Source organism: Streptococcus oralis (assembly GCF_003942875.1).
Taxonomy (GTDB): domain Bacteria; phylum Bacillota; class Bacilli; order Lactobacillales; family Streptococcaceae; genus Streptococcus; species Streptococcus oralis_BX.
Genome location: NZ_RMVK01000001.1, coordinates 151,859 through 174,230 on the forward strand (window position 1 = coordinate 151,859; position 22,372 = coordinate 174,230).

The following is a 22,372-nucleotide window of genomic DNA, read 5'->3' on the forward strand; positions in this document are numbered from 1 at the left end:
CCTTTCAGATCGAATACAAAGTCCTTAGAAGACACTTTTCTAAGGGCTTTTCTTTTTGTAAAGTTGTATCATAGAGGTAAGAAAAGTTGTGAGGTGCTAACTATGTTTCACAAAGAAAAACCAGATTATCATCGCTGCCAATATGGCTTCTATACGATAGACGAATTGGTCCCAAGAGATCACTTTCTTCGCCAAGTGGAATCAGAGGTTGATTTTGACTTTATCTATGACTTAGTTGAAGATACCTATAGTCCAGATAATAGTCGTCCTAGTCTCGATCCCGTCATGTTAGTCAAAATTCCTTTGATTCAATGCTTTTATGGCATTCGCTCCATGCGCCAAACCATTAAAGACATTGAAGTAAACGTAGCCTATCGTTGGTTTCTTGAACTAAGCTTGGATGACAAGGTGCCTCATTTTACCACATATGGAAAGAATTACAGTCGTCGCTTTCAAGATAAAGAACTGATTACCGAGATATTTTTACAAGTACTCCATCAAGCTTTATTTGCTGGTTTAATGTATCCTTCGGAAATATTTGTGGATGGTACCCATATCAAAGCTGCAGCTAACAGTCACAAGTATCATAAGGAAATGGTTGCCCAACAAGCTAAATTTATGAGTGAGCAATTGGAAGTTGAGATTGATGTAGATAGGAGAAAACACGAAAAAAAGTCCTTAAAGCCCGCAAAAGAAAGCGAGGCTAAGGAAAAGAAAATCTCAAGGACAGATCCTGAGAGTGGTTGGTTCCACAAGGGGGAACACAAGGAAGTATTTGCCTATTCTGCCCAAGTAGCGTGTGATAAGCATGGTTGGGCCTTGGCTTATAGTGTTGAAGCAGGAAATGTACACGACAGTCAGGCTTTCCCTGCCCTTTTTTCAAAGTTAGAAGCTTTCTCCCCACGCTACATTATTGCGGAATCAGGCTATAAGACCCCAGCTATTGCCCATTATTTATTACAGCGAAACATTATCCCTGTCTTCCCCTATACCCGCCCCAAGGGAGTAAGGGGGAACTTAAGACCCGGTGATTTTGTTTATGATGCCTTCTATGACTGTTACCTCTGTCCAGAGAACCAAGTATTAGCCTATCGCACGACGACCCGAGCAGGCTATCGTGAGTATAAGAGTGATCCAAAAGTATGTATCGCCTGTCCCCTATTATCCGTTTGTACCCAGAGCCAGAATCAGCAGAAAGTCATCACAAGACATGTATGGAAAGACGAACTTGAATATTGTGAAGAGATTCGACACCAAAGAGGGATGAAGGAGCTTTATAAGAAGCGCAAAGAAACAATTGAGCGACTCTTTGGGACTTGCCAAAGAATACCACAACCTTCGTTATACAAGAGAGAAAGGCAAGTCCAAGATGGAAGATAAGATTGGGCTTACTTTAGCGTGTTTGAATCTCAAAAAACTAGTAAAAATGAGGGTGGACAAGCCTTTTTATTTTGTTCAAATGACCATTATTCTATCAAAAGATGGAATTTTAGCCTGACAAACAGAAAAAGACAAACACCATTTGGAATGTTTGTCTTCAATCTAAGACGGAAGACCCTTCTTCCGTCTTATTTCTGGTATCGAGACTCTGGAATCAATCGATTCCAAGCTCTTCCTTCTTCTGCTGGGTTTCCTTGTGATTATCATAGCGATCTACCAAGAACTTGGCGATTTCTTTGAGGATAAAATGAGTCGGGATGCCACAATCATCCCCAGCATGCAATGGATATTGCTGGATAAGAGCAAGAGCACCCTGATGGTAATAGGATGGACCTCATCTAACATCAGATAAAGAAGATAATCATTAGCAAAATGACCTACATCAGCTTACTTTTATAAAACATCTACCTCCTCCTATCGGTTATTTTTTCCTAAATTTTGTTATAATAAAGGAGATTTAACGAAAGAGAGTAAAAATGGAAAAGATTATCAAACTAGAAAATGTAAGCTTGGCTAAACAAGGCCGAACCATCTTAAAGGATCTCAACTGGCAGGTGAAAAAGGGGGAGCATTGGGCCATTCTCGGTCTCAACGGTTCTGGAAAGACTACTCTCCTGCGCCTGCTTATGGCTGAACATTGGAAGACCAAGGGCAAGGTGACGGTTCTGGGTACGGAATTTGGCGCTGGCGATATTCCTCAGCTGCGAACTAAGATTGGAGTAGTTGGCTCCTTCATTGCTGAACGCCTGCCTAGCCATCTCATTGCCGAAGAAATCGTCCTGACAGGTAAGTATAAAAGCAGTATTCTCTATGCTCCTTACGGGCAAGCAGAGCTGGATCAAGCTAGGGAAATGCTGGTCTCTCTTGGCGGACAAGATTTGATTGGCCGGAGCTACATCAGTCTCTCTCAAGGGGAAAAGCAGCTCTTGCTGATTGCGCGCAGTCTCATGGAAAAGCCAGAACTGCTTATCTTAGATGAAGCGACCAGCGGTCTGGATCTCTTTGCTCGCGAGCGCCTGCTGGATCAGATTGGTAAGATTACACAGATGGAGAACGCTCCAACTATCCTCTATGTCACCCACCATGTTGAGGAAATCACTGCTGCTATGGATCATGTCCTACTCCTAAAAGAAGCTGAAATTATTGCCCAAGGTCCTAAAGGAGACATACTTCAAAAAGAGGTCATGGATCGCTTCTATCCTCAGCCAGTCGAGCTGATTGAGCTGGGAGAAGACCGTTATTTCATCAAGATGGAGAACAGGTCCTCATGAAGCAATTTTCTAACACTATCTTCAACCTGGGCTAGTTTCTAATTCTGACCATGACTGCGATTGTCTTGCCTTTCCTATCTGGACAGAGTCTGCTATCCCACACTTACATCCCTTTGAGGATTGCTGAAGAGGTCCAATTCGTCGGTAATCTTTGGTATTTCTATCCTATCCTCCCGCTCTTTCTCCTCAGCCTCTTTTTAATCCGGCCCCTGCTAGAAAAAGTTCAGACCAAGCATCTTTTTGGGATTTTGTCCTTCACTTGACTGATGCCCGTAACGAGATTTTACCTTGTTCTAAAACTACCATCTGAGAACGGTTTAACACTTAACTTATCAAAGACAAGGTCATTTTTTCCCAATCGCCTATATATTTAGAAACTATCTTTTCATTTAGGCCAACGGGACTTATATGATACCCTCTCGTCCAAAACTTTCGATTGTCATAATGTACCCCCTCTTGTTTTTCAATCTGAACAGGAGGGGGTGTTTTGAATGGAAATGAATAAGACTTAGTTTTGTGTTATTAGCATTTTCATCACTTCATTTTAATCGTAATCAGCATACCTCCACCAAGCTATTGTTGCGATAAGACCTAGAATACTTACCCCAAATAAACTGACAATGCTTCCAAAATTCAATAGTGCTTTTCCTGCAATACCACTTGCGAGTGCAGGAATCGCCCATGGGATGTATTTCCCAAAGTTAAGAGCAGAACCAAGTTGAGAAAAAATAATTGTAAAAATAATAAATGCCAATGGTGACAGATATCCCCTGCCTAAACAAGCAAAAAAAGCTACTGGAGTAGAGAGTATGATCGTAAGAGTAGTACAATAACCAAAAGTAAGTATACCTTTGAAAATCACCGTTAAGCTCCCACCCTCAAGCCCAATCAGATTGCCAGCTAATAATCCTAATAAAAGTGCAAAAATTGATAGAATATAGCTCCATAGAGCGATAACGATAAACTTGGATAATACGATTGTATCTCTTTTCATCGGGAGCGCTAATAGGTCTATCATCGTTTTATCAGAATATTCTCTACCAAAAACCCAAGATGCTGTAAATCCAAAAATGAGCAATCCCCCAACAGAAATGACTTGTGATACGGTCATTAAGTACGACGACCAGTCTGTTATCCTCATCATTTCCATTTTTGCAGAAATCAATCCAAGATTTTTGAAATTCTCTGGATATTTCATCATAGTTGCAAACAAACCAACAATAAAAGGAACTAAACAGATAGAACAAGCAGTTACGATGGAAAGTTTTGATTTTATTAACTTTTTCCATTCAATTAAAATACAGGAACTAAGCTTTTTCATTCGAAACACCTCCATTATAGTCATTCAGTATTCTTAAGAAATAATGCTCTAAATCTTCTTTCTCAACAGTCAGTGATTTAGGTGGATAACCTGCATTAACTAGCAATGTAGCAATTTTTTCCGGATATTCCACAGCTTTTGTATCAGTTAATTCTAAGAAATCGATATTATTTTCTGTGTCTGATTGAATGTTTACATGATAGCCCTGGTTAGATAATACTTCTCTCATAGCCTTATTATTAGAGCCACTTACTAGTAACTTCTTTTCTAAGTACTGCTCTAATTCATTGCTTTCAACTTCTCTTATAAGTCTGCCCTCATGTACAATAACTATCCTAGTAGCAATTTTAGATATTTCTTCCAGATTATGACTTGAAATAAGAACAGTTGTGCCTAGATTATTCGCCAATTCCTCTAATAGTTCTCTCACTTCAATAACTCCAAAAGGATCTAATCCATTTGTTGGCTCATCAAGAATTAGAATTTTAGGTTTATGAATAATCGCTTTTGCAATTCCTAAACGCTCAACATTTCCTAAAGAAAGATGCTTCTCCTGTTTATGTTCATATTGCTTTAGTTTTAATTTCTCAATTACCCAGTCAATATTATCTTTATTAACCCCTCTTAATTTACTAACTATTTCTAAATTTTCTCTCACAGTTAAGTCTGGATAAGAATAAGGCGTCTCAATAATATAACCTATTTCGTTTCGAAGTTCTAAATTACTTAGATCTAACTTTCTTCCTTGGATATAACATTCTCCTGATGTAGATTTTATCAATCCTAGCATCATTCTCATCGTCGTTGTTTTCCCTGCACCATTTAGTCCTAAAAAACCTACTATTTCACCAGGTTTTATTGAAAGATTCAAGTTGTCGACAACATTTTTTGTTCCATATCTTTTAGAAAGCTTTGCGGTTCTAATTGCTTCTTTCACTGTTACCTATCCTCCTTAGTAATTTGCTCAACAATTCCTTGTATAACGAACTTCAATGCGATATCAAATTGTTCTTCACCGATTTCCTCGATGTGTAATATAGTCATAGCAATCGTTCTAAATAAAGCAGAGACGATTTCTACCGATACATTTTCTTTAATGTTGATTCGAGACACAATTTTTTTAACCATCCTATCGTCTATCAGATGATGATTTGTTATCGCCTCTTTCGGCAATTTTCTTATGAGTAATTCCATTTCATTATTTTTAAATATGGTATACATAAATGAATAGCGAAAACCTTGATAAAAATCATAAAGTAACTCTACCAGACGACTTGTATCTATCTTGGCTTCCATATCTAATTGTTCTGTCAGGCGATTCATAACATCTATTTGATATTCTTCTAAGACCGCAAAAAATAACATTTCTTTTGAGGAATAAAAATTATAAAAAGAACCTTTGGAAATATCTACCATTGCTGCCATCTGGTCAACTGTGGTTTTCTTAACCCCATATCTTTGAAGGCATTCCTTTGCAACTTTATGTAATTTCTTTCTAATTACTTCTTTTTCTTCAGTAGTAAAAGCAGTAGCCATAACTTCCTCCTAAAAACTCTGTGACGTTTTTTAATTTTACAGTCATAGAATATCATATAAATTGAAAAATGTCAAAAGTCTTATATCTTCTATGTAAGAAAATATAAGATTTTAAATTTACACACACCTCAATTCTCTTCATTTAGACCTAATTATTCGATTTTCACGATTTAAAAAATAAGGATACAGTACTGAAAGCTCCTATTATCTGGCTTTTCTCTCTGTAACCTTATTGTATCTCAAGTTCCTTCTCTCAATTTCTCAATCGTGACCAAGAAAGATGGATTGTTAATCTGATTGATGGTCTTGTAGAGGGCAACAGTGAAGTCCCGCTGAGGCAGGTAACTAAGATTAGCTGAGCATTGTTCAAGCAAGCTTCTGCCAAACCGCTGGCAGTTTACTACTTCATTTAAAACAAAGAGTCTGAGACAAAAAGATTTCGATTTTAGGAATTCCTTATTATAAATTTTTAAAATCGATAGATTAGAGCAAAAAAGCGAACAAGACAGAATTCTGAGTGTCAGATAACTCGTTTTGTTCGCTTTTTATATTGAAGATTAGACTTTTGTCCCAGACTCTTTTTTATTACAACAGAAAAGGGGAATGTAAATCATCTACAACCCCCTTTCATTTTATGAGTTAGGATCATCTAAACTACGGCCGTGTAAACCTTTTTCACGTTGTACTTGGCGTAATTTTTCTGGTGTGACGTCATTTCCTTCCTCGTCCACAATTTTAATTCCTTCAATGTGGTGACGAACAGAGCGACGATAGCCTTCGATGTACTCCTCACGAAGTTTAGCTTGTTCCACTTTTTCAGCAGAAGTTAAGCCTTCTGTTTTTTTCTTTTTGGCAAGCTCGTTGATGCGAGCGATTTTTTTCGGATCCATTTCTTCTCCTTTGTGATAAGATACAGTCCGTTTGACTGAGTTTATTTAGTATTGATTTGGTTGAAACGTGCAAGTTTAGCTGCTTTCTTGGTTAATTGCGATAAGATAGCCAAACGATTTTGACGGACTGCCTCGTTTTCAGCCATTACCATGGTATTTTCAAAGAAAGCATCAATAACTGGGCTAAGCGCAAAGAGTTGTTCTAATTGCTGACTTGCAGCCCCTGACAAAACGAGTGATTCTACTGCTTCCGCCAAGGCTTTCTCTTCTTCATTCTCAAAGAGAGCAGGATCAACAGTATCAGTTCCTTCGGCTTTTTCAGCCAAGTTGAAAGCACGAGAGAGGGATTCGACAGACGATTTGAAATCTTCTTTCTTGCTTGCTTCTACAAGAGCACTTGCTGCTTCTAGCATATCCGCCACAACAAAGTTCGAACTTGCAAGGACTGCTTCCTTGATGTCTTTTGGAGTTGAACCCATCATCTTATCAACACGAGCCTTGATAAAGTTCATGACCTCTGCTTTATTTTCATAAGTCAAGCTGTCAAATTTCAAAGTATAAAGGCTATCAATCAACTCATCCATAGCAATATGCCAACCAAAAGCATCCAAGATACGAACTACACCTTGCGTCGCACGACGAAGGGCATAAGGGTCATTAGAACCTGATGGAATCAAGCCTACTGAGAAGAAACTCAAAATCGTATCCAATTTGTCTGCAATGGCTAGAATGGCTCCAACCTTGCTCTCTGGAAGTTCACCTTCGGCAGCTGTCGGCATGTAGTGTTCACGAATAGCAGCCGCAACTGCTGGAGTTTCTCCAGCAAGAAGAGCATATTTTTCACCCATAATACCTTGGAGCTCATCAAACTCACCAACCATACCCGTCAACAAGTCAAACTTGTAAATAGCTGCTGCACGAGCAAGGTCAACTGTTTCATCCACTGACAAGCCAGCTTTTTCTGCCAAGAGAATGGCAATTTGACCAGTACGAATCATGTGTTCACGAAGGGAACCAATCTTCTCATGGAAGGTCACATGGTTCAATTTTTCGACAAGGTCAGAAATGACCAATTTTTGGTCTTCACGCCAGAAGAATTCACCGTCTTCCAAACGAGCAACTAAGACTTTTTCATTACCCTTGATGACATTTTCCAAATGCTCTGCGTTTCCGTTACGGACTGAAATGAAGTTTGGCAAGAGTTTACCGTCTTGATCACGAACAACAAAGTAACGTTGGTGTTCCTTCATCGAAGTTACCAAGACCTCTTCTGGAACTTCAAGGTATTTTGCATCAAAACTTCCCATAAAGGCAGTTGGGTATTCAACCAAGTTCAAGACTTCATTCAGCAAGTCAGCATCAATTTCGATACGGACCCCATGTTCAGCTTCGATTGCTTTGATTTGATCAACAATCATTTGCTCACGTTCACGAGGATCCGCGATTACAAACTGCTTACGAAGATCTTCTTCGTAGCTCAATGCTGACTGAATATTAGTTTCTTGTCCCAAGAAACGATGACCACGACTCACACGACCGCCCTTGATATCAAGGAAATCCAAATCAAACTCTTCTTCATCTAAAAGAACAGTTAAAGTGTGTACGGGGCGGATGTATTCAAAGGTGTTGTTAGCCCAGTGCATGCTGACAGGGAATGTCAGTGACTTCAAGACGTCTACTACACCTGGAACAATGGCTTCAACTGGTTGGCCCACTTCTTCCTTGGTAACATAGACATATTCTTCACCCTTGATTTCACGGAATTCGATATCTTCAACTGTCAAGCCTTTTCCACGGACAAATCCTTGAGCTGCTTTGGTGAAGTTTCCATCACTATCCAAGGCGATTTTCTTTGCTGGTCCCTTGAAATCTTCTGTCAAATCAGACTGTTTGTCTGCAAGACCAGTCACACGAACAGCCAAACGACGTGGTGTTGAGAAGGTTTGAATGGCTTCAAAAGACAGGCGGTTTTCCTTGAGGAAGGCTGCCATTTTTTCACCTAGTTGTTTTTCGCTTGGAGTTACTACGTAGGCTGGTAACTCTTCAAGACCGAGTTCTACTAATAAGTTTTTTGTCATGTTTTTTCTCCGAAAAGTATCTTTTTATTTTCCAGTTTGCCTTATGTGATTGGCACACAAGCAACCAACTTCGTTGTTTCATTGCTAAAATTGGAGCCGAAAGTCTCCAATTTTGCCTAGTATCCTTAGCTTCGCTAAGGATACCTTCATCACTACGGCAACTGGATCAAGGCTCACTCTGTTCGCCCATTTTCGTAAACCGTCACTCTCTTTATTCTGCGTCTTCTGCTAGGAGTTTCGCTCGTGTTGCTTCATCCAAAAGTGGGTAGCCTAGGCGTTTGCGTTCTGCGACAAAGGTTTTAGCTACGACACGGGCCAGGTTACGGATACGGGCGATATAGCCTGCGCGCTCAGTTACAGATACGGCACCACGCGCGTCAAGCAGATTAAAGGTGTGTGAACATTTGAGAACATAATCATAAGCAGGGTGAACCAAGCCTTCTTCTAATGCACGACCAGCTTCTTTTTCGAACTTATCAAAGTTTTCCAGCAACATCTCTTGGTCCGAAATTTCAAATGAATATTTTGAATGCTCGTACTCAGGCTGGATAAAGATTTCTCCATATTTTACACCATCAGCCCACTCAATATCGTAAACAGAGTCTACTTCTTGGATGTAAGAAGCCAAGCGTTCCAAACCATAAGTAACTTCCGCAGTCACAGGGCCAGTTGCCAATCCACCAACTTGTTGGAAATAAGTGAACTGAGTGATTTCCATCCCATCAAGCCAAACTTCCCAACCGAGACCAGCTGAACCAGTCGATGGATTTTCCCAGTTATCTTCAACGAAACGAATATCGTGCTCCAAAGGATTGATACCCAATTTTTCCAAAGACTCAAGGTAAAGTTCCTGGATATTTGATGGAGATGGCTTCATAACCACTTGGAATTGGTGGTGTTGGTAGAGACGGTTAGGATTTTCCCCATAACGACCGTCAGCAGGACGACGTGATGGCTCTACATAAGCCGCATTCCATGGCTCAGGTCCGATAGCACGAAGGAAGGTATAAGGACTCATTGTCCCTGCACCTTTTTCATTATCATAAGCCTGCATGAGCATACAACCTTGGTCATTCCAAAATTGTTGCAAAGTCAAAATAATTTCTTGAAATGTTAATTTCTTAGACATTGTTTACTCCTTTAGTTTTTATATTTCTTTTTCAATTAATTTCTGCTGAACAAACCAATTTAACAAGGGAAGAGTTTTATCTGTGTTTGCCCATAGATGATAAGAATCGAAGACCGCTTGTACACTACCTAGATTTTCTACCAACTTATCTACTGTCAAAAAACTACGCCAGTATTCGTAAAAAATACTTGCATAGTTCTTATCATAAGTAGAGGAACCAAAATCATTCAATGAATGCCAACCATACTTCTTCTGATAAAGTTCTACGAGAGATTGATTACAAATTTTTTCCGCTTGAAATTCCTCTTCTGTCAAGAAATACTTGCGACTAATATATTCAACCATCCCTTCTTCAAACCAGATGTAAGAGTCGTAACCATCAAAATCATCTGAAAAATGCTCCGACCAATGAGCTAACTCATGTCCTACAATCTGTAAGAGGAAATTTTCAGATAAAGAATGATAGTGACTTTCTATTGCTTGAGTTTGCTGAGAACGCTCGTAGTCCATCAACTGATACAAATACAGCTCTTTCCAAACAGTTAAATCAGGCGTCATAACCATTCGTCTATTATTTGTATAGGCAGGAACAGGAATTTCCCTAATAATCTGTGTAGCAGCATTAAAACCTGACCAAATGATGGCTTGCGGTAAATCGTAGACTGCAAGTTCATTCTTTAAAAAAGATTGATAAGCCTCCAACTTTTCAGTATTTCTTAATACAAAATCACGAAATGCAACTAGTTGGCTATCATCTTTTACAAGATAAAGGTTATCCACGACTCTCCTTTCTTTTACACACATAGGCTGAATAAACAAAAGAACCGCATCCGACAATCCTAGGTTGATTTAACCTAGGGGCGTCAGAAACGCGGTTCCACCCTAATTTATTACTTCATTGTTTTTAAAAATACGACAGAAAGCGCCAGTTTCTTACCTTGTCCTACTTGGCTCCCACTACCCCAAGCTCGCTGAAGAACGCCATAAGACTTTCTTTCCTAGCTAGTATTATAGCAGATTTTCTAGCTAGTGTAAACCAAAAATGAGTCTGAAAACAAAGTTCCAGACTCATTTAATAGTAAAGCTTCAGAAAGTCCTGTTTAAGGATGTCTTTTCGCTTTTGGTTTTTTGCCATGTAGATTTCTCTTGGCTTGTTTCAATGCTGTAATGGCATCTTTGACATCTTCTTGGCTCGCTCCTGGATCTTTAAGGAGTTCCTGTGCCTCTTTAAATGTTAGAAGATAAGCTGCTTTTTCTTTCTTGTCAGCATAGATAAATCTCGCGTTCTTTTCTTGGAAAAGGCGTTCATCTTTGACCAGTTTCTTTAGACTAGAGAAGTCTGTAGCTTTGCCATTCAGTTTGCTTTTAGCTGTTGCTAGGGCAATGAGAGATTGGTCAATTTGATCCTGTTTAACTTTAGGATCCACAGCTAGTAAGGCGATTTCTTGGAAGGCACGATCATAAGCTCGACGTACTTTTTCCTTGGCATTCGCATATCGTCCAGTTTTAGTCGTTGCGTAGTAAGCTTTCATAGCTTCTTTCAAGGCTGTAACGTTCGAATCTTTTCCATCCAAAGCCTTACCAGCAGCCTCAAGACTAGCGAGAATGCCATCAATCAATTCTTGCTTTAATTTGCTTGACAAGGCTGACTGTGCCACTTGGAAAGCTTGGTCATAAGCTTTTCTCTTATCTGCACTACTATTAAAGTAACGAGACATTTCTACCAGTTCTTTTTGTTGATTTACCGCAGCAATCAAGGCCAACTTAGACACAACAGATAGACGCAAAGCATTATTTCGACCTGGCTGAACGAGCAAGGAAACGAGATCTTCAAGGAGTTCATATCCAGTTGGCAAGGTGACTTCTACAGTATAACGACCTGTAGCAACTTTCTTACCAAAGGCGTATTGACCGTATTTTTCAGCAGGAAGAGTGATCCTTGTCCCATCTTCTCCTTTCAGAACTACTGTAGTCGTCTTTGGAACTGCTTGGTTGAAGGAAACAGACACTGGTGCATATTCTAGGAGATTTGCTAGGAAGGTAATGGTTTGGAAACTGTTTTCTTCCGTCAAGTCAAACTCTTGGGATAAGGCACTGATAAATTTCAATTCTGTTCGGTCATAACTGAAAATTTCTGCTGTATAATGACCAAACTGTAAGAAATGAATCGCTTTTGTCTTGTCAACATCAACATATTGTCCCTTGCTATTTTTGATTCGATAGACGTAGAGGGTATCAATATCTTGGTTTGTTTTTGCATCCTTCAAGTCAATTTTCACTCGACCACTATTTTGATCGCGGACAAGTTCGGCAAGTGAGATATAGTCTACATTTCCTGCATAGTCCTCAACAAGATAGTAAATATTAGCCTTGTCAACATCCTTAGGAAGTGTATAACTACCATCAGCATTGGCTTTGATCAGATGGGTGTTTTCAAGCGCACGAGTTCCAGACTGGTCTTTCCCAGTTAGAACCATGGTCCCTTTCTGGTCAAATGGTGTGATATAGAAGACTTTTTCTGAAAGGATACCACCTTGACCGACATCTTTTGGTTTTCGAGCTACGAATTCTTGATTTCCATCTTTAAAGCGAATATAACCACTTGTGATGACAGGTTTTTGAGTATCAATTTGAATTTTGAAGGTCGTGTATTGTTCTTTGGCTCCTGGAACGTCTGGTGTATAACTGATAACATAGTCATATAAACCATCCGCAACGGTATTGCCATTAAAATCCTGACCTCTCCAAGCAGTATTATCTAGAATATAACTCTTCAGATTTCTACTGTCACCATCAAAATAATTCTTACGGAGATCCCTTGCATCGCCCTCCCAAACAGGATGCTCATGCTTGGTATCTGTAGCCGCATAAACTGTTGCCCGAAGATTTACAAGATTTCTCAAAGCAACCGTTTTGTATTCAACTAGGTCTTTGTTTCCATCATCGTTTGGAGAAATAGCAATACGGACATTCCCTTTTTCGTCCAACTGAAGAACATGCTTACCTTCAGCATTTTGTTCAATCCCAAGAACAGTAATTCGGCGTCCTTGGCGTTGACCTTTAGACACTAGAAGGTCATTTTGCAAGGTTGCGAGATAGGTAGCATCATTAGAGTAGTTAACGGCAGGATTTTCCTTGTCTACTTCCGTGTAAAATCCATTTTTCCCTTCTCGGACAAGATTGTAAATTGGTTTTTCAACAGCAGGGAGATTTTGGAATTCTCCTCGGAAGCCCATAAATGCAAGACTCACAACATCCCCATCATCTGCTGGATCTACAAATCGAACAAAACCTTCAAGGAAATAGCCATTTGGCATTTGTTTGCTGAGTTGATCAGCAAATTTTCGAGCATCCACTTTAACAGTGACTGTTTGACTGCTGTGGGCTTTGACCGTCACTTCAGGCCAGACTGTCTCCGTTAGTTTTCGAGGTCGAAGGGTGAATTTTCCATCTTGGACCTCGTCTGTATTAGTATTGACTACCATCTTGAGAGTACGGTCAGTATCTGAAATGTTGTGTACAGTAACCTTAAAAGTAAATTGGTCTCCAACATTTCCCAAAGTCACACTTGGATAACCATTTTCACCCGTTACATAGAGGTCTGTTGACACTGCAGCAGCTGTATCCACAATACCAGAACCTTGCTGACGAGGAGAGGTATAAGTGCCTGTGTCCTTATTAACATGTGGTTTTGCAGTTGACATGATCAAGGCCTTGACAGTCTCTGATACTTGCTCAGGAGTCAATTCTGGATGGTGTTTTTGAAGGTATTCCTTAACAAGAACTGCAACACCCGTAACGTGAGGAGCCGCCATACTGGTTCCGCTGATACTACCATAGGTATTGTCATTAAAGGATGAATAGATATTGCCACCAGGAGCTGTCACGTCCGGTTTCAATTGTCCATCGGTAGTCACTCCCCAACTTGAAAAGTCAGATAGCTGATTGGCTACATCAGAAGGGCGATTATCCATCTTGTCATTAAAAACAATCTTGTAGTTTCCTGATTTTAAGGCTTCACCATACTGTTTAGAAATAAATACTGAAGGAATTTTCTTTGCTTCATCATCAATAGCCATATTGATGTTTGCACCTTCTACATTATTGTAGATCAAAGCACCAACTGCACCGTGTTTTCGTGCATTTTTGATCTTCTCTGAAAAATTCATGGCTCCCCGCTGAATGAGGGCAAGTTTCCCAGTTAAATCCAACTTCGCAAAGTCTTCTTCACGACCTAAGCCTGCTTCGACGTATTCGTACTCTTTTCCCTTTTCAAAGTCCTTATCTGCTTCAGGTTGGTTATAATCAAATTTTCCGTTATGAAGGCTGGCATTTCCCTCTAGACCTTTGACTTCAAAAACGGCTGTTGTCAATGTTTTATTGTTGACAGAAGCAACTGAAATCGAATCCTCAACAGTGGATGGATTTCCAACCAAGCCATAGTCTGGGTTTTCAGCTAGTGGTTTTGAATAACCATTTCCGAATGTATTACTATTTCCTGCTGAGATAAGAACAGAAACTCCCTTGGCACGAGCCCGTTTGATGGCATCCACAATATCAGAACCAGCATCCACCATAGAACCTGTACTAGAACCCAAACTCATATTAATGGCATCTGCTCCCAAGGCAACTGCGTCATCAATCGCTTTTACATAAAGAGCAGAACTGGTCGTCTTTTGGCGATCTGAAAAGACACGCATAAACATGACTTGGGCTTCTGGTGCAACACCATAGACCTTTTCACCATTTGGTGCTTCTTTATCAGGGTTTCCAGCAGCAATCCCTGTTACGTGCATCCCATGAGAAGTTCTTTCTTCTTCTTTGATTTTATCTGTTCCGTCAAAGTAATCGTAGGCATAGACAACCTTATCACTATACCATTTACCGTAGTCGATTCCAGCAGCCTTTTTAGCTGCTTCGATGGCTTCCTTGTTTTTAAATTTTGCTTTTGACGGATCCGAAATTCGAAGAATCTCATGATTCAAATCAAGCCCAGAGTCAATAATGGCAACAACGGTCCCCGTCCCCTTGTAACCAGCCTTCCAAGTTTTTGGTACTGTGATGATATCATTGCTTGAAAGACTATTGGGTTTTGCAGACTCAGCTTTTTCTTGTTCTTTTTCAGTAGTTGCCGTTTCTCCAGTAGTTTTAGGAGCTGTCGTTGCTTGAGCCTCTTTTTTCTCCAACTCAGAAGCCTTCTCTGTGGCAGGCGCCGGACTGGTAGCGACTGTTGTTTCTTTTTGGACGACACCTTGATTTTCTTCTTTTGCAACTGCGCTATCTTTTCCTGATTCCTGGGCTTCAGCAGTTTTATCAACCGGAGCTTCTACCTTAGCATCTTGTTTACTAGCATCCTCTTTAGAAGTTTCAGCTTCTTGTTTCTCTCCAGCTACTGGTGCAATCCCATTAGTATTGGTTTGGTCAGTCGCAGAGTTTGAGTGTTTATCGTCTTTTAGCTCTGTCTTGATTGCCTGAGTTTGGGCTTGATTTTCACCCGTACTCTGCTCATTGGCACTGACTTGACTTGCTCCAAAAACCAAAGTAGTTCCCAGTAAAACTGAAGCAAGACCAAATTTGTATTTCCTTAATGAAAAACGTTGTCGTCTATTCATAAATAATCTCCTTTTTCTTTAAAGTATACCTATTATAACGCAAATAATCATAAATTTTCATAAAAATCTGAATTGTCACAAAAATGTAATATTTACGTATATATTTCGCTTATTTAATTTTATCATTCGTGTTATTTGCTCCATCAAACCAATGCTTTCTAAATTCGTTCCTATATTTCAATCCATAAAATTATTTCATTATACAAATAATTTAGATTTTTTATACACAAAAAGACTAGGATTTAAAATTCCTAGTCTTTGTTACTTCGGTATAAATCGATTTTAAAAATTAAAAATCCATCTCATCCACACGAGGTGCGCCCGAAGTCACTGAAATTATCTTTAAGACTTCTCGCTCGTCTTTGCTGAGTTCAATTCCAAAACAGTCAAGATTGCTCTGGATGCGAGAGGCTGTCACTGACTTAGGTAGGGGTAAAAATCCTTCTGCCAAACTCCAAGCCAAGGCGATTTGAGCCACTGATTTCCCATGCTTAGTAGCAATTTCTTGGACTTCTTTCTGTTCAAACAGCTCCCCTTGCCCAAATGGTCCCCAAGCCTCTAAGAGAATCCCTTTCTCTCTACAGTAGTCAACCACTTCCTCTTGATAAACTCCTGGTGCCAAGCGTACCTGATTGACCGCCGGAATGATTCTTGCTGTCTCAAGCAAGGCATCCAAATGATGGGGGAGGAAATTACTAACGCCGATAGCACGGATTTTGCCTTCTTGGTACAGATCCTCCATCGCTCTCCAGACATCGGCATTGCGAGTTTTCCATGCCTCATTTTCTCTTAGTGGTTTTGGATTTGGCCAATGGATAAGGTACAAATCTAGATAATCCAATCCCAGTTTTTCCATTGATTCTTCAAATGCTTGGCGAGCTTCATCATAGCTGTGATTGGTATTCCAGAGTTTGGTCGTTACAAAGATTTCTTGTCGTGGAATACCACTATCTCGAATAGCACGACCAACACTTTCCTCATTTTTATAGATAGCTGCAGTATCGATATGACGATAGCCAGCCTTTAAGGCTTCTAAAACGGCTTGGTAGGCTACCTCTCCATTTTCAGCTTTCCATGTTCCAAATCCTAGTACAGGAATTGAAACTCCATTATTAAGTGTGTAAGATTTCATCGTTTTTCCTTTCTATGTGAAGAAAATCTAAAGAAACAAAATCCTGATTATCAGAACACTTGCTCCTTTAGATTTTAACAATTATTGATCACGATCATAATAGATCTCGTGAGCCTTCAAGCGAGAATTGAGCAATTCAGGAACGGTCACAAATGTATACCCTTCACCCTTTAGATACTCAATGACACTTGGTAGAGAATTAACAGAAGGACCATGGATATCATGCATGAGGATGATGGAACCATTGCGAACCTGACGTTGAATCTCTGTCAAAATGGCTGTCTCATTTTTACTCTTCCAGTCCAAACTATCCACATCCCACATGATGAAGCTTAAATCAAGGCCATTTCGAATATCATCAGTGATCGCACCATAAGGTGGGCGCATCAGTTTAGAGCTTGATCCTAAAACTTGAGTTAACAAATCTTCTGTATCAGTGATTTGCTTTTTAGCATCTTCGAGCGAAAGTTGTGAAAGAACGGGATGACTCCAGCTGTGGTTTCCTACAACATGACCTTCTGATTTCATTCGTTTTAGAAGATTTTCATTACCTGCAATGTTTTTACCAAGTACAAAGAAGGTTGCTTTTACACCATATTTAGCTAAAGTATCCAAAGCCTGTGTGGTTGTAGTTGGATTTGGACCATCGTCAAAGGTCAAGGCTACAACCTTTTTATTTTTCTTAGCAAAGTATGCTTGGTAAAGTTCAGCATCCTTTTCTAATAGATAAGAGGACTCAATGACATCAAAGAAACTGGATATGGGCAAAGCAATTTCCTCAACAGTCTCTCCAGCATTAGCAGGATAAAGGATGATTTGACTATCCTTATAATCAAAGCTCCAAGATGTCAATTCTTGGTCTGTGAAGCTCTTTATAACTTGATCAATTTTTGCCTGGTCAAGTTTCTTATCTTCTAGAGTTGATTTGATTTGACTCAGTAAAAGTTCCTTAGCCTTACTTGCATCTTTGAAGAGTTTACTGAGGTCAAAAGCTTTCCCATCTTCAGTCAAGAAAATTTTCCCTAAAGAAGTCTTTTCTTTTTCTTCAACCTTTGATGCAGACAAATCGTAGACTTGCTTACTGATACTACGAGCAACAACTCCCTTTAAGACTGGATCCAACTGCTCGGTATAATAAAAGACCAAATCCTCTTTATCTTCCAGCTTTTCTTTGATATCCTGGTTGATTTTTTCTCTAACAGACGCAATGACTTCCTCTCCTTGTAGAGGGTAGTAGGCAATCACCTCAGCTTGACCTTTTCGGAAATGATCCTTCTGACTACCTGTGTTGAATTGCTGGTCCTTTTCGCTTTTTAGCGCTTCAATTTTCTGTTCGTAAGATTGCTTTTGTAGTAGCTTATAACCAATAGCACTCCCTAATAGAATCGTAGCAATTCCAAAGATTCCAACAAGGGAAAGCAATAGCCTTCTCGTTTTATCGTGAGAAACACGTTTCGCTCTATTTTTTTTCATATTTCCATCATATCAAATCGAGGCTATTATTTCAATGATAAACAGGGATTCTGTCTTTTTTTAGGAAAATAAAAAAGCTTAGAAATCTTCTAAGCTTCTATTTTTAAAAACGAATCGCTTCACGTGTTTTCTCATATGAAGTTACAAAACGGTTTGTAACCCCTGGTTCAGCAACTTCCAAAGCTTGTGAAATTTTTTCAAACGACGCTTGGTAGTCAAACTCTTTTTCAAAAATTTCAAGCGCTTCGTTGAAGGCCTCTTGGATACGCTCATCAAATGAACGGTAACGGTTTGAGTATTGGAGTAGTTGCTCCGTCAAGGTTGCATATTGAACGATATCATAGGTTTCTGTTTCAAGTGCTTCCATATCATTTGTTGCAATTTCAAGAATTCGTTTAACCGATTCAATATTCACTTGTGGTTGTTCTAACTCTGCCATCAGATCTTCTGTGTTATGACTTGCAGTAAAGAAAAGTTTCAAGAAACTTTGAGGAATACCTGGCAAGTTTCTCTTCTCCATGTAACGTTTGATAGTATGCAAACGGTTCACATAGACATTTGCTTTTTGGCGAGCATTGAGGTCGTCTTTTTCAATTTGCGCAAGTCGTTCGCTAACAGAGATTTGCTCATCCTCTATATCCTTGAGGTTGCTTTGAAGCATTTCCAACTGTTCTTCAAGAGCAGAGTAGGCTTGTGTTGACTCACCTTGATCCTCTGTCACTTCCATGATTGCTGTATCAAGTGCAGCCAATTCTGCTTGAAGGCGACGAACATGATTGCCATCACTTTCAGGAAGAAGGTAGGTTTTAGTCAAGCGTTCAAGATCTTGAACAAGCACCTGATTATTTTCTTTCAAGTGGTTGAGATAAGTTGGTAATGTAGCAAGAAGACTTTCAACCACTTTTTGAGCTGCAATTTCACGAGTGAAGATATCATAAAGTGCGTTGATTTCTTCTTGGATGCGATTATTTTCATACTCTGCATTGTCCAATTCCAACTGACGAATATTTTCTTGATTATTTTTCAAAGACTCATGCAAAAGTTGGAAACGGGATTCAATATCTGTTTCTGTAAAGTGGTAGTTGGCATCCAACAGCTTGCGATAGCCTTCTTCCAAATCTGCCAATTGTTCTGGCAGTTCCTTTGTCAAGGTTTCAACAAGAGCTGGAATTCGCTCAACGATGTGTGTCAAAGCGAGAATATGATTTTCAGTTGAATCAAGAATTGCTGCGGCTTCAACCGGGTCACCTGATGAATTTAGGGTAACAAATTGAGAGAATTCAGATTGGATGTTTTCCAATTGTTTCTCAATCTCAGGAAGGGCCTTACCATATTTCTCCGAATCTTCTGCAACGGTATGTTGAAGGGATTCAAACAAGTCCAAGGCATGAAGGACACGGCCACTATTCTTAGATTCTTGTTTTTCGAGTTCAGAAAGGGCATTGCGAATAGCTGCAATATCTTCTTCAATCAAGCCGATTTGGCTTTCAATTTGATCAATCTTGTGAGCTGCTTTAAAGAAACGGAAAGAATTATTGTAGCTTTCAGCTTCAAAGAGGTGATTTTCAATATCAGCAAATGAGTTCAGAGATAAATCAACCCATTTTTGATTCCATTCACGGAAGGTCACCTGACTTTGACCAATCAAGTGCATGTTTTTAACGGCTTCAACCTCATCATTTACAGGAAGGTTGTAGAGTTCTTCTTTTCTTTCTTCAAGGGCCGTTAATCTGCTTACATTACGCTTACGTAAAAAGATAGCTGTTACATAAGCTAAGATCAGAATGACTGCAATCGCAACCATTAGATAAATTAGTTGTCCATTAGACATATCAAACTCCTTTTATACTAGAAACAATCGTAATGATTATATCATATTTTTTAAACCAAGGGAACTATTTCCCACATTTTTTAGACGTCAAGTGTACTGTAAACAGCGTTTTCTTCGATGAATTCGCGACGAGGTTCTACTCGGTCCCCCATCAACATATCAAAGATCTTATCTGCTTCGGCAGCATCATCTACCGAAACACGCGCCATCAAGCGATGTTCTGGATCCATGGTTGTTTCCCACAATTGGTGGTCATCCATTTCTCCCAAACCTTTATAACGTTGGATGGTTGGTTTTGAACGCCCTTCACTATGACGTGCTAAGGCTTCTTGGAGTTTAATTTCTTGATCTGCACCAGGTTGAATGTATTCTTTGATCTCACTTCCAACTTTAACCCCATAAATCGGTGGTTGGGCAATGTAGACATAACCAGCCTCTAAGATTGGTTTCATGTAGCGGTAAATCAAGGTTAGCAGGAGTGTTCGAATGTGGGCTCCATCAACATCGGCATCGGTCATCAAAACGAGTTTTTGGTAACGAGCCTTAGTAACATCAAATTCTGCACCAAATCCTGTTCCCATGGCTGTGAAAAGGCTCCGAATTTCTTCGTTGGCAAGGATTTTATCCATACTAGCCTTTTCAACGTTCAAGATCTTACCACGAATTGGAAGGATAGCCTGGAACTCACGGTTACGACCAGATTTGGCTGATCCACCAGCTGAGTCTCCTTCGACGATGAAGAGTTCGGTTTCAGCAGGGTTGTTAGAAGAACAGTCTGCTAGTTTTCCTGGCAAATTGGAAATTTCCAAGCCAGATTTCTTGCGTGTGACTTCACGCGCACGCTTGGCAGCTACACGAGCCTTGGCAGCCAAGATTCCTTTTTCCACGATACGCTTGGCGATCTGTGGATTTTCCATGAGGAAATCAGAAAAGGCATCGCTGAAGAGGCGATTGGTAATCTTGACTACTTCACTATTCCCCAGTTTGGTCTTGGTTTGTCCTTCAAACTGCGGGTTTGGATGCTTAACTGAGATAACTGCAGTCAAGCCTTCACGGACATCTTCCCCTGTTAGGTTATCTTCATTGTCTTTTAGTAGCTTATTCTTGCGAGCATAGTCATTGATAACACGTGTCAGCGCTGTACGGAAACCTTGCTCATGCGTACCACCTTCATGGGTGTGAATGTTATTGGCGAAACTCATGACATTTTCGTGGTAACCGGTTGTGTACTGCATGGCTACTTCAACAGTAATGTCATCCATTTCTCCATCTGTATAGATTGGATTGTCAAAGATAACATCCTTATTTTCGTTGATATACTCAACGTAGCTAGCAATCCCACCCTCATAATGGTAATGCTTGGTTTGTTCGATACCTTCACGCTTATCTGTGATGGAGATTCGAAGACCTCGGTTCAAAAAGGCTAATTCTTGAACACGTTTGTTTAATTTATCAAAATCAAAAGTTGTTGTTTCTGTAAAAATCTCTGGATCTGGTGTGAAGTGAACTGTTGTTCCCGTTTTATCCGTATCTCCAACCACCTCAAGATCAGCAACAACATGACCACGACGGTATTCTTGGTAATGAATCTTACCGTTTTTATGAACATGAACATCTAGTTGAGTTGAGAGGGCATTTACTACTGATGAACCTACACCGTGCAATCCACCTGAAACCTTGTATCCGCCACCACCGAATTTTCCTCCAGCGTGAAGAACTGTAAAAACGGTCTCAACAGCGGGACGTCCTGTTTTTTCCTGAATATCAACAGGAATTCCACGCCCATCATCCACAACGGTGATGGAGTTATCTGGCTCTATAAAGACTTGGATGTGACTGGCAAATCCAGCTAGGGCTTCGTCAATTGAGTTATCAACGATTTCCCATACTAGATGGTGAAGACCTTCTTTTGAAGTCGATCCAATATACATACCTGGACGCATACGAACAGCTTCAAGTCCCTCCAAAACTTGAATTTGACTGGCATCATAATCTTGTGCCTGTTGATTTTTGATTTCTTCTGTCATTTTTTCCCTTTTCTTACATGTCTATTGCTTGTCTCAATGTCGCAACGTTATTAAAAAGATAGGCATCTAAGCCAGCAGCTTTACCTGCTTCTACATCAATATTTCTGTCACCAATGACCAAACCAGATGTAATATGATATTTATCACGTAAATAAATCATGGACTCAGGATCTGGTTTTCGTTTAAAGCCAGAACTGGCAGTCACCACCTCGGTGAAGTAGTTCGCTATCTGGGTCTTAGCAAGAAGTTCTAGAACTTGGTCATTTCGATGAGAAACCAAGAAATGGCGACCACCCTTGTCCGAAATGTCTTTGAGTAATTCTGGAATTCCCTCAAACAAAACTGGATGTTCTAGCTCACGCGCTTCATTTTCTTTATAGTTCTCTAAAAAATCCTCGATATCTGGTGCAAACTTCTCGATGGCAAAAGCTGTCGAAACCTTCAAAGCTTCGTAGACTCGGTCGTGTTCTTGCTCTATTCCGTATTGGGCTAAGGTTTCTACAAAGGCTGCAGTAGAAGTCTCATAATTATCCAATAGGGTACCACCTAAATCCCATATATAGTCGTGATATTTCATACCCTTCATTATACCATTTTTTTATGAAAAAAGCGATGATTTCCTAGATTTTTCG

14 protein-coding genes and 4 pseudogenes are annotated in these 22,372 nt (G+C 39.8%); 3 read left to right on the plus strand and 15 right to left on the minus strand.

The features are described 5' to 3' along the window. The first annotated feature begins 102 nt into the window (after positions 1 to 102). Positions 103 to 1,640, plus strand: a pseudogene (locus D8844_RS00800) (IS1182 family transposase). Here D8844_RS00800 and D8844_RS00805 read toward each other — a convergent pair. Further along, positions 1,595 to 1,776: pseudogene (locus D8844_RS00805) on the minus strand (AI-2E family transporter); the annotation flags it as partial. The pseudogenes D8844_RS00800 and D8844_RS00805 overlap by 46 nt on opposite strands. A gap of 140 nt (positions 1,777 to 1,916) precedes the next feature. Here D8844_RS00805 and D8844_RS00810 point away from each other — a divergent pair. Further along, positions 1,917 to 2,711 carry an ABC transporter ATP-binding protein gene (locus D8844_RS00810; protein WP_084849407.1) on the plus strand — a complete coding sequence of 265 codons (795 nt, stop codon included), beginning with the start codon at positions 1,917 to 1,919 and terminating at the stop codon, positions 2,709 to 2,711. Between the two features lie 50 nt (positions 2,712 to 2,761). Beyond that, a pseudogene (locus D8844_RS00815) lies at positions 2,762 to 2,965 on the plus strand (beta-carotene 15,15'-monooxygenase); the annotation flags it as partial. Positions 2,966 to 3,255: 290 nt separating this feature from the next. On the opposite strand, the gene D8844_RS00820 reads toward D8844_RS00815, so the two are convergent. The 14 genes and pseudogenes from D8844_RS00820 to D8844_RS00885 form a co-directional block, all read right to left on the minus strand. Continuing rightward, entirely contained in the window at positions 3,256 to 4,032 is a 777-nt protein-coding gene (locus D8844_RS00820; protein ID WP_084946429.1) for an ABC transporter permease, read from the minus strand. Further along, on the minus strand, positions 4,019 to 4,969 hold the full coding sequence (locus D8844_RS00825; protein WP_125421140.1) for an ABC transporter ATP-binding protein: 951 nt from the start codon (positions 4,967 to 4,969) through the stop codon (positions 4,019 to 4,021). Before D8844_RS00825 ends, D8844_RS00820 begins: the two co-directional genes overlap by 14 nt. 2 nt (positions 4,970 to 4,971) lie before the next feature. Continuing rightward, the gene (locus D8844_RS00830; RefSeq protein WP_038804997.1) at positions 4,972 to 5,568 is read right to left on the minus strand and encodes a TetR/AcrR family transcriptional regulator; all 597 of its coding nucleotides are present in this window, start codon (positions 5,566 to 5,568) and stop codon (positions 4,972 to 4,974) included. A gap of 239 nt (positions 5,569 to 5,807) precedes the next feature. Next, positions 5,808 to 5,918: pseudogene (locus tag D8844_RS00835) on the minus strand (SAM-dependent methyltransferase); the annotation flags it as partial. A gap of 282 nt (positions 5,919 to 6,200) precedes the next feature. Beyond that, positions 6,201 to 6,458, minus strand: coding sequence for a DUF896 family protein (locus D8844_RS00840; RefSeq protein WP_000371291.1), 258 nt, complete (start codon positions 6,456 to 6,458; stop codon positions 6,201 to 6,203). Positions 6,459 to 6,499: 41 nt separating this feature from the next. Then, positions 6,500 to 8,536, minus strand: a complete 2,037-nt coding sequence (gene glyS / locus D8844_RS00845; protein ID WP_125421143.1) for a glycine--tRNA ligase subunit beta — start codon at positions 8,534 to 8,536, stop codon at positions 6,500 to 6,502. A gap of 211 nt (positions 8,537 to 8,747) precedes the next feature. Next, positions 8,748 to 9,665 carry a glycine--tRNA ligase subunit alpha gene (glyQ, locus tag D8844_RS00850; RefSeq protein WP_000038733.1) on the minus strand — a complete coding sequence of 306 codons (918 nt, stop codon included), beginning with the start codon at positions 9,663 to 9,665 and terminating at the stop codon, positions 8,748 to 8,750. An 18-nt stretch (positions 9,666 to 9,683) separates the two neighbouring features. Then, on the minus strand, positions 9,684 to 10,445 hold the full coding sequence (locus D8844_RS00855; RefSeq protein WP_061421194.1) for an elongation factor Tu: 762 nt from the start codon (positions 10,443 to 10,445) through the stop codon (positions 9,684 to 9,686). Positions 10,446 to 10,765: 320 nt separating this feature from the next. Next, complete coding sequence (locus D8844_RS00860; RefSeq protein ID WP_125421146.1) at positions 10,766 to 15,277, minus strand: S8 family serine peptidase; 4,512 nt, start codon at positions 15,275 to 15,277, stop codon at positions 10,766 to 10,768. 289 nt (positions 15,278 to 15,566) lie between these two features. After that, a complete protein-coding gene (locus D8844_RS00865; RefSeq protein WP_125421149.1) occupies positions 15,567 to 16,409 on the minus strand; it encodes an aldo/keto reductase in 843 nt (280 codons plus the stop codon). An 81-nt stretch (positions 16,410 to 16,490) separates the two neighbouring features. Continuing rightward, complete coding sequence (gene pgdA, locus D8844_RS00870; RefSeq protein ID WP_125421152.1) at positions 16,491 to 17,882, minus strand: peptidoglycan-N-acetylglucosamine deacetylase PgdA; 1,392 nt, start codon at positions 17,880 to 17,882, stop codon at positions 16,491 to 16,493. A 103-nt stretch (positions 17,883 to 17,985) separates the two neighbouring features. Further along, complete coding sequence (ezrA, locus tag D8844_RS00875; protein WP_070799981.1) at positions 17,986 to 19,713, minus strand: septation ring formation regulator EzrA; 1,728 nt, start codon at positions 19,711 to 19,713, stop codon at positions 17,986 to 17,988. Positions 19,714 to 19,793: 80 nt separating this feature from the next. Beyond that, positions 19,794 to 21,740 (minus strand): DNA topoisomerase (ATP-hydrolyzing) subunit B, encoded by a 1,947-nt coding sequence (gyrB, locus tag D8844_RS00880; RefSeq protein ID WP_125421155.1) that lies wholly within the window; start codon positions 21,738 to 21,740, stop codon positions 19,794 to 19,796. A gap of 13 nt (positions 21,741 to 21,753) precedes the next feature. Further along, a complete protein-coding gene (locus tag D8844_RS00885; protein ID WP_008278047.1) occupies positions 21,754 to 22,317 on the minus strand; it encodes an HAD-IA family hydrolase in 564 nt (187 codons plus the stop codon). Positions 22,318 to 22,372: the final 55 nt, after the last annotated feature.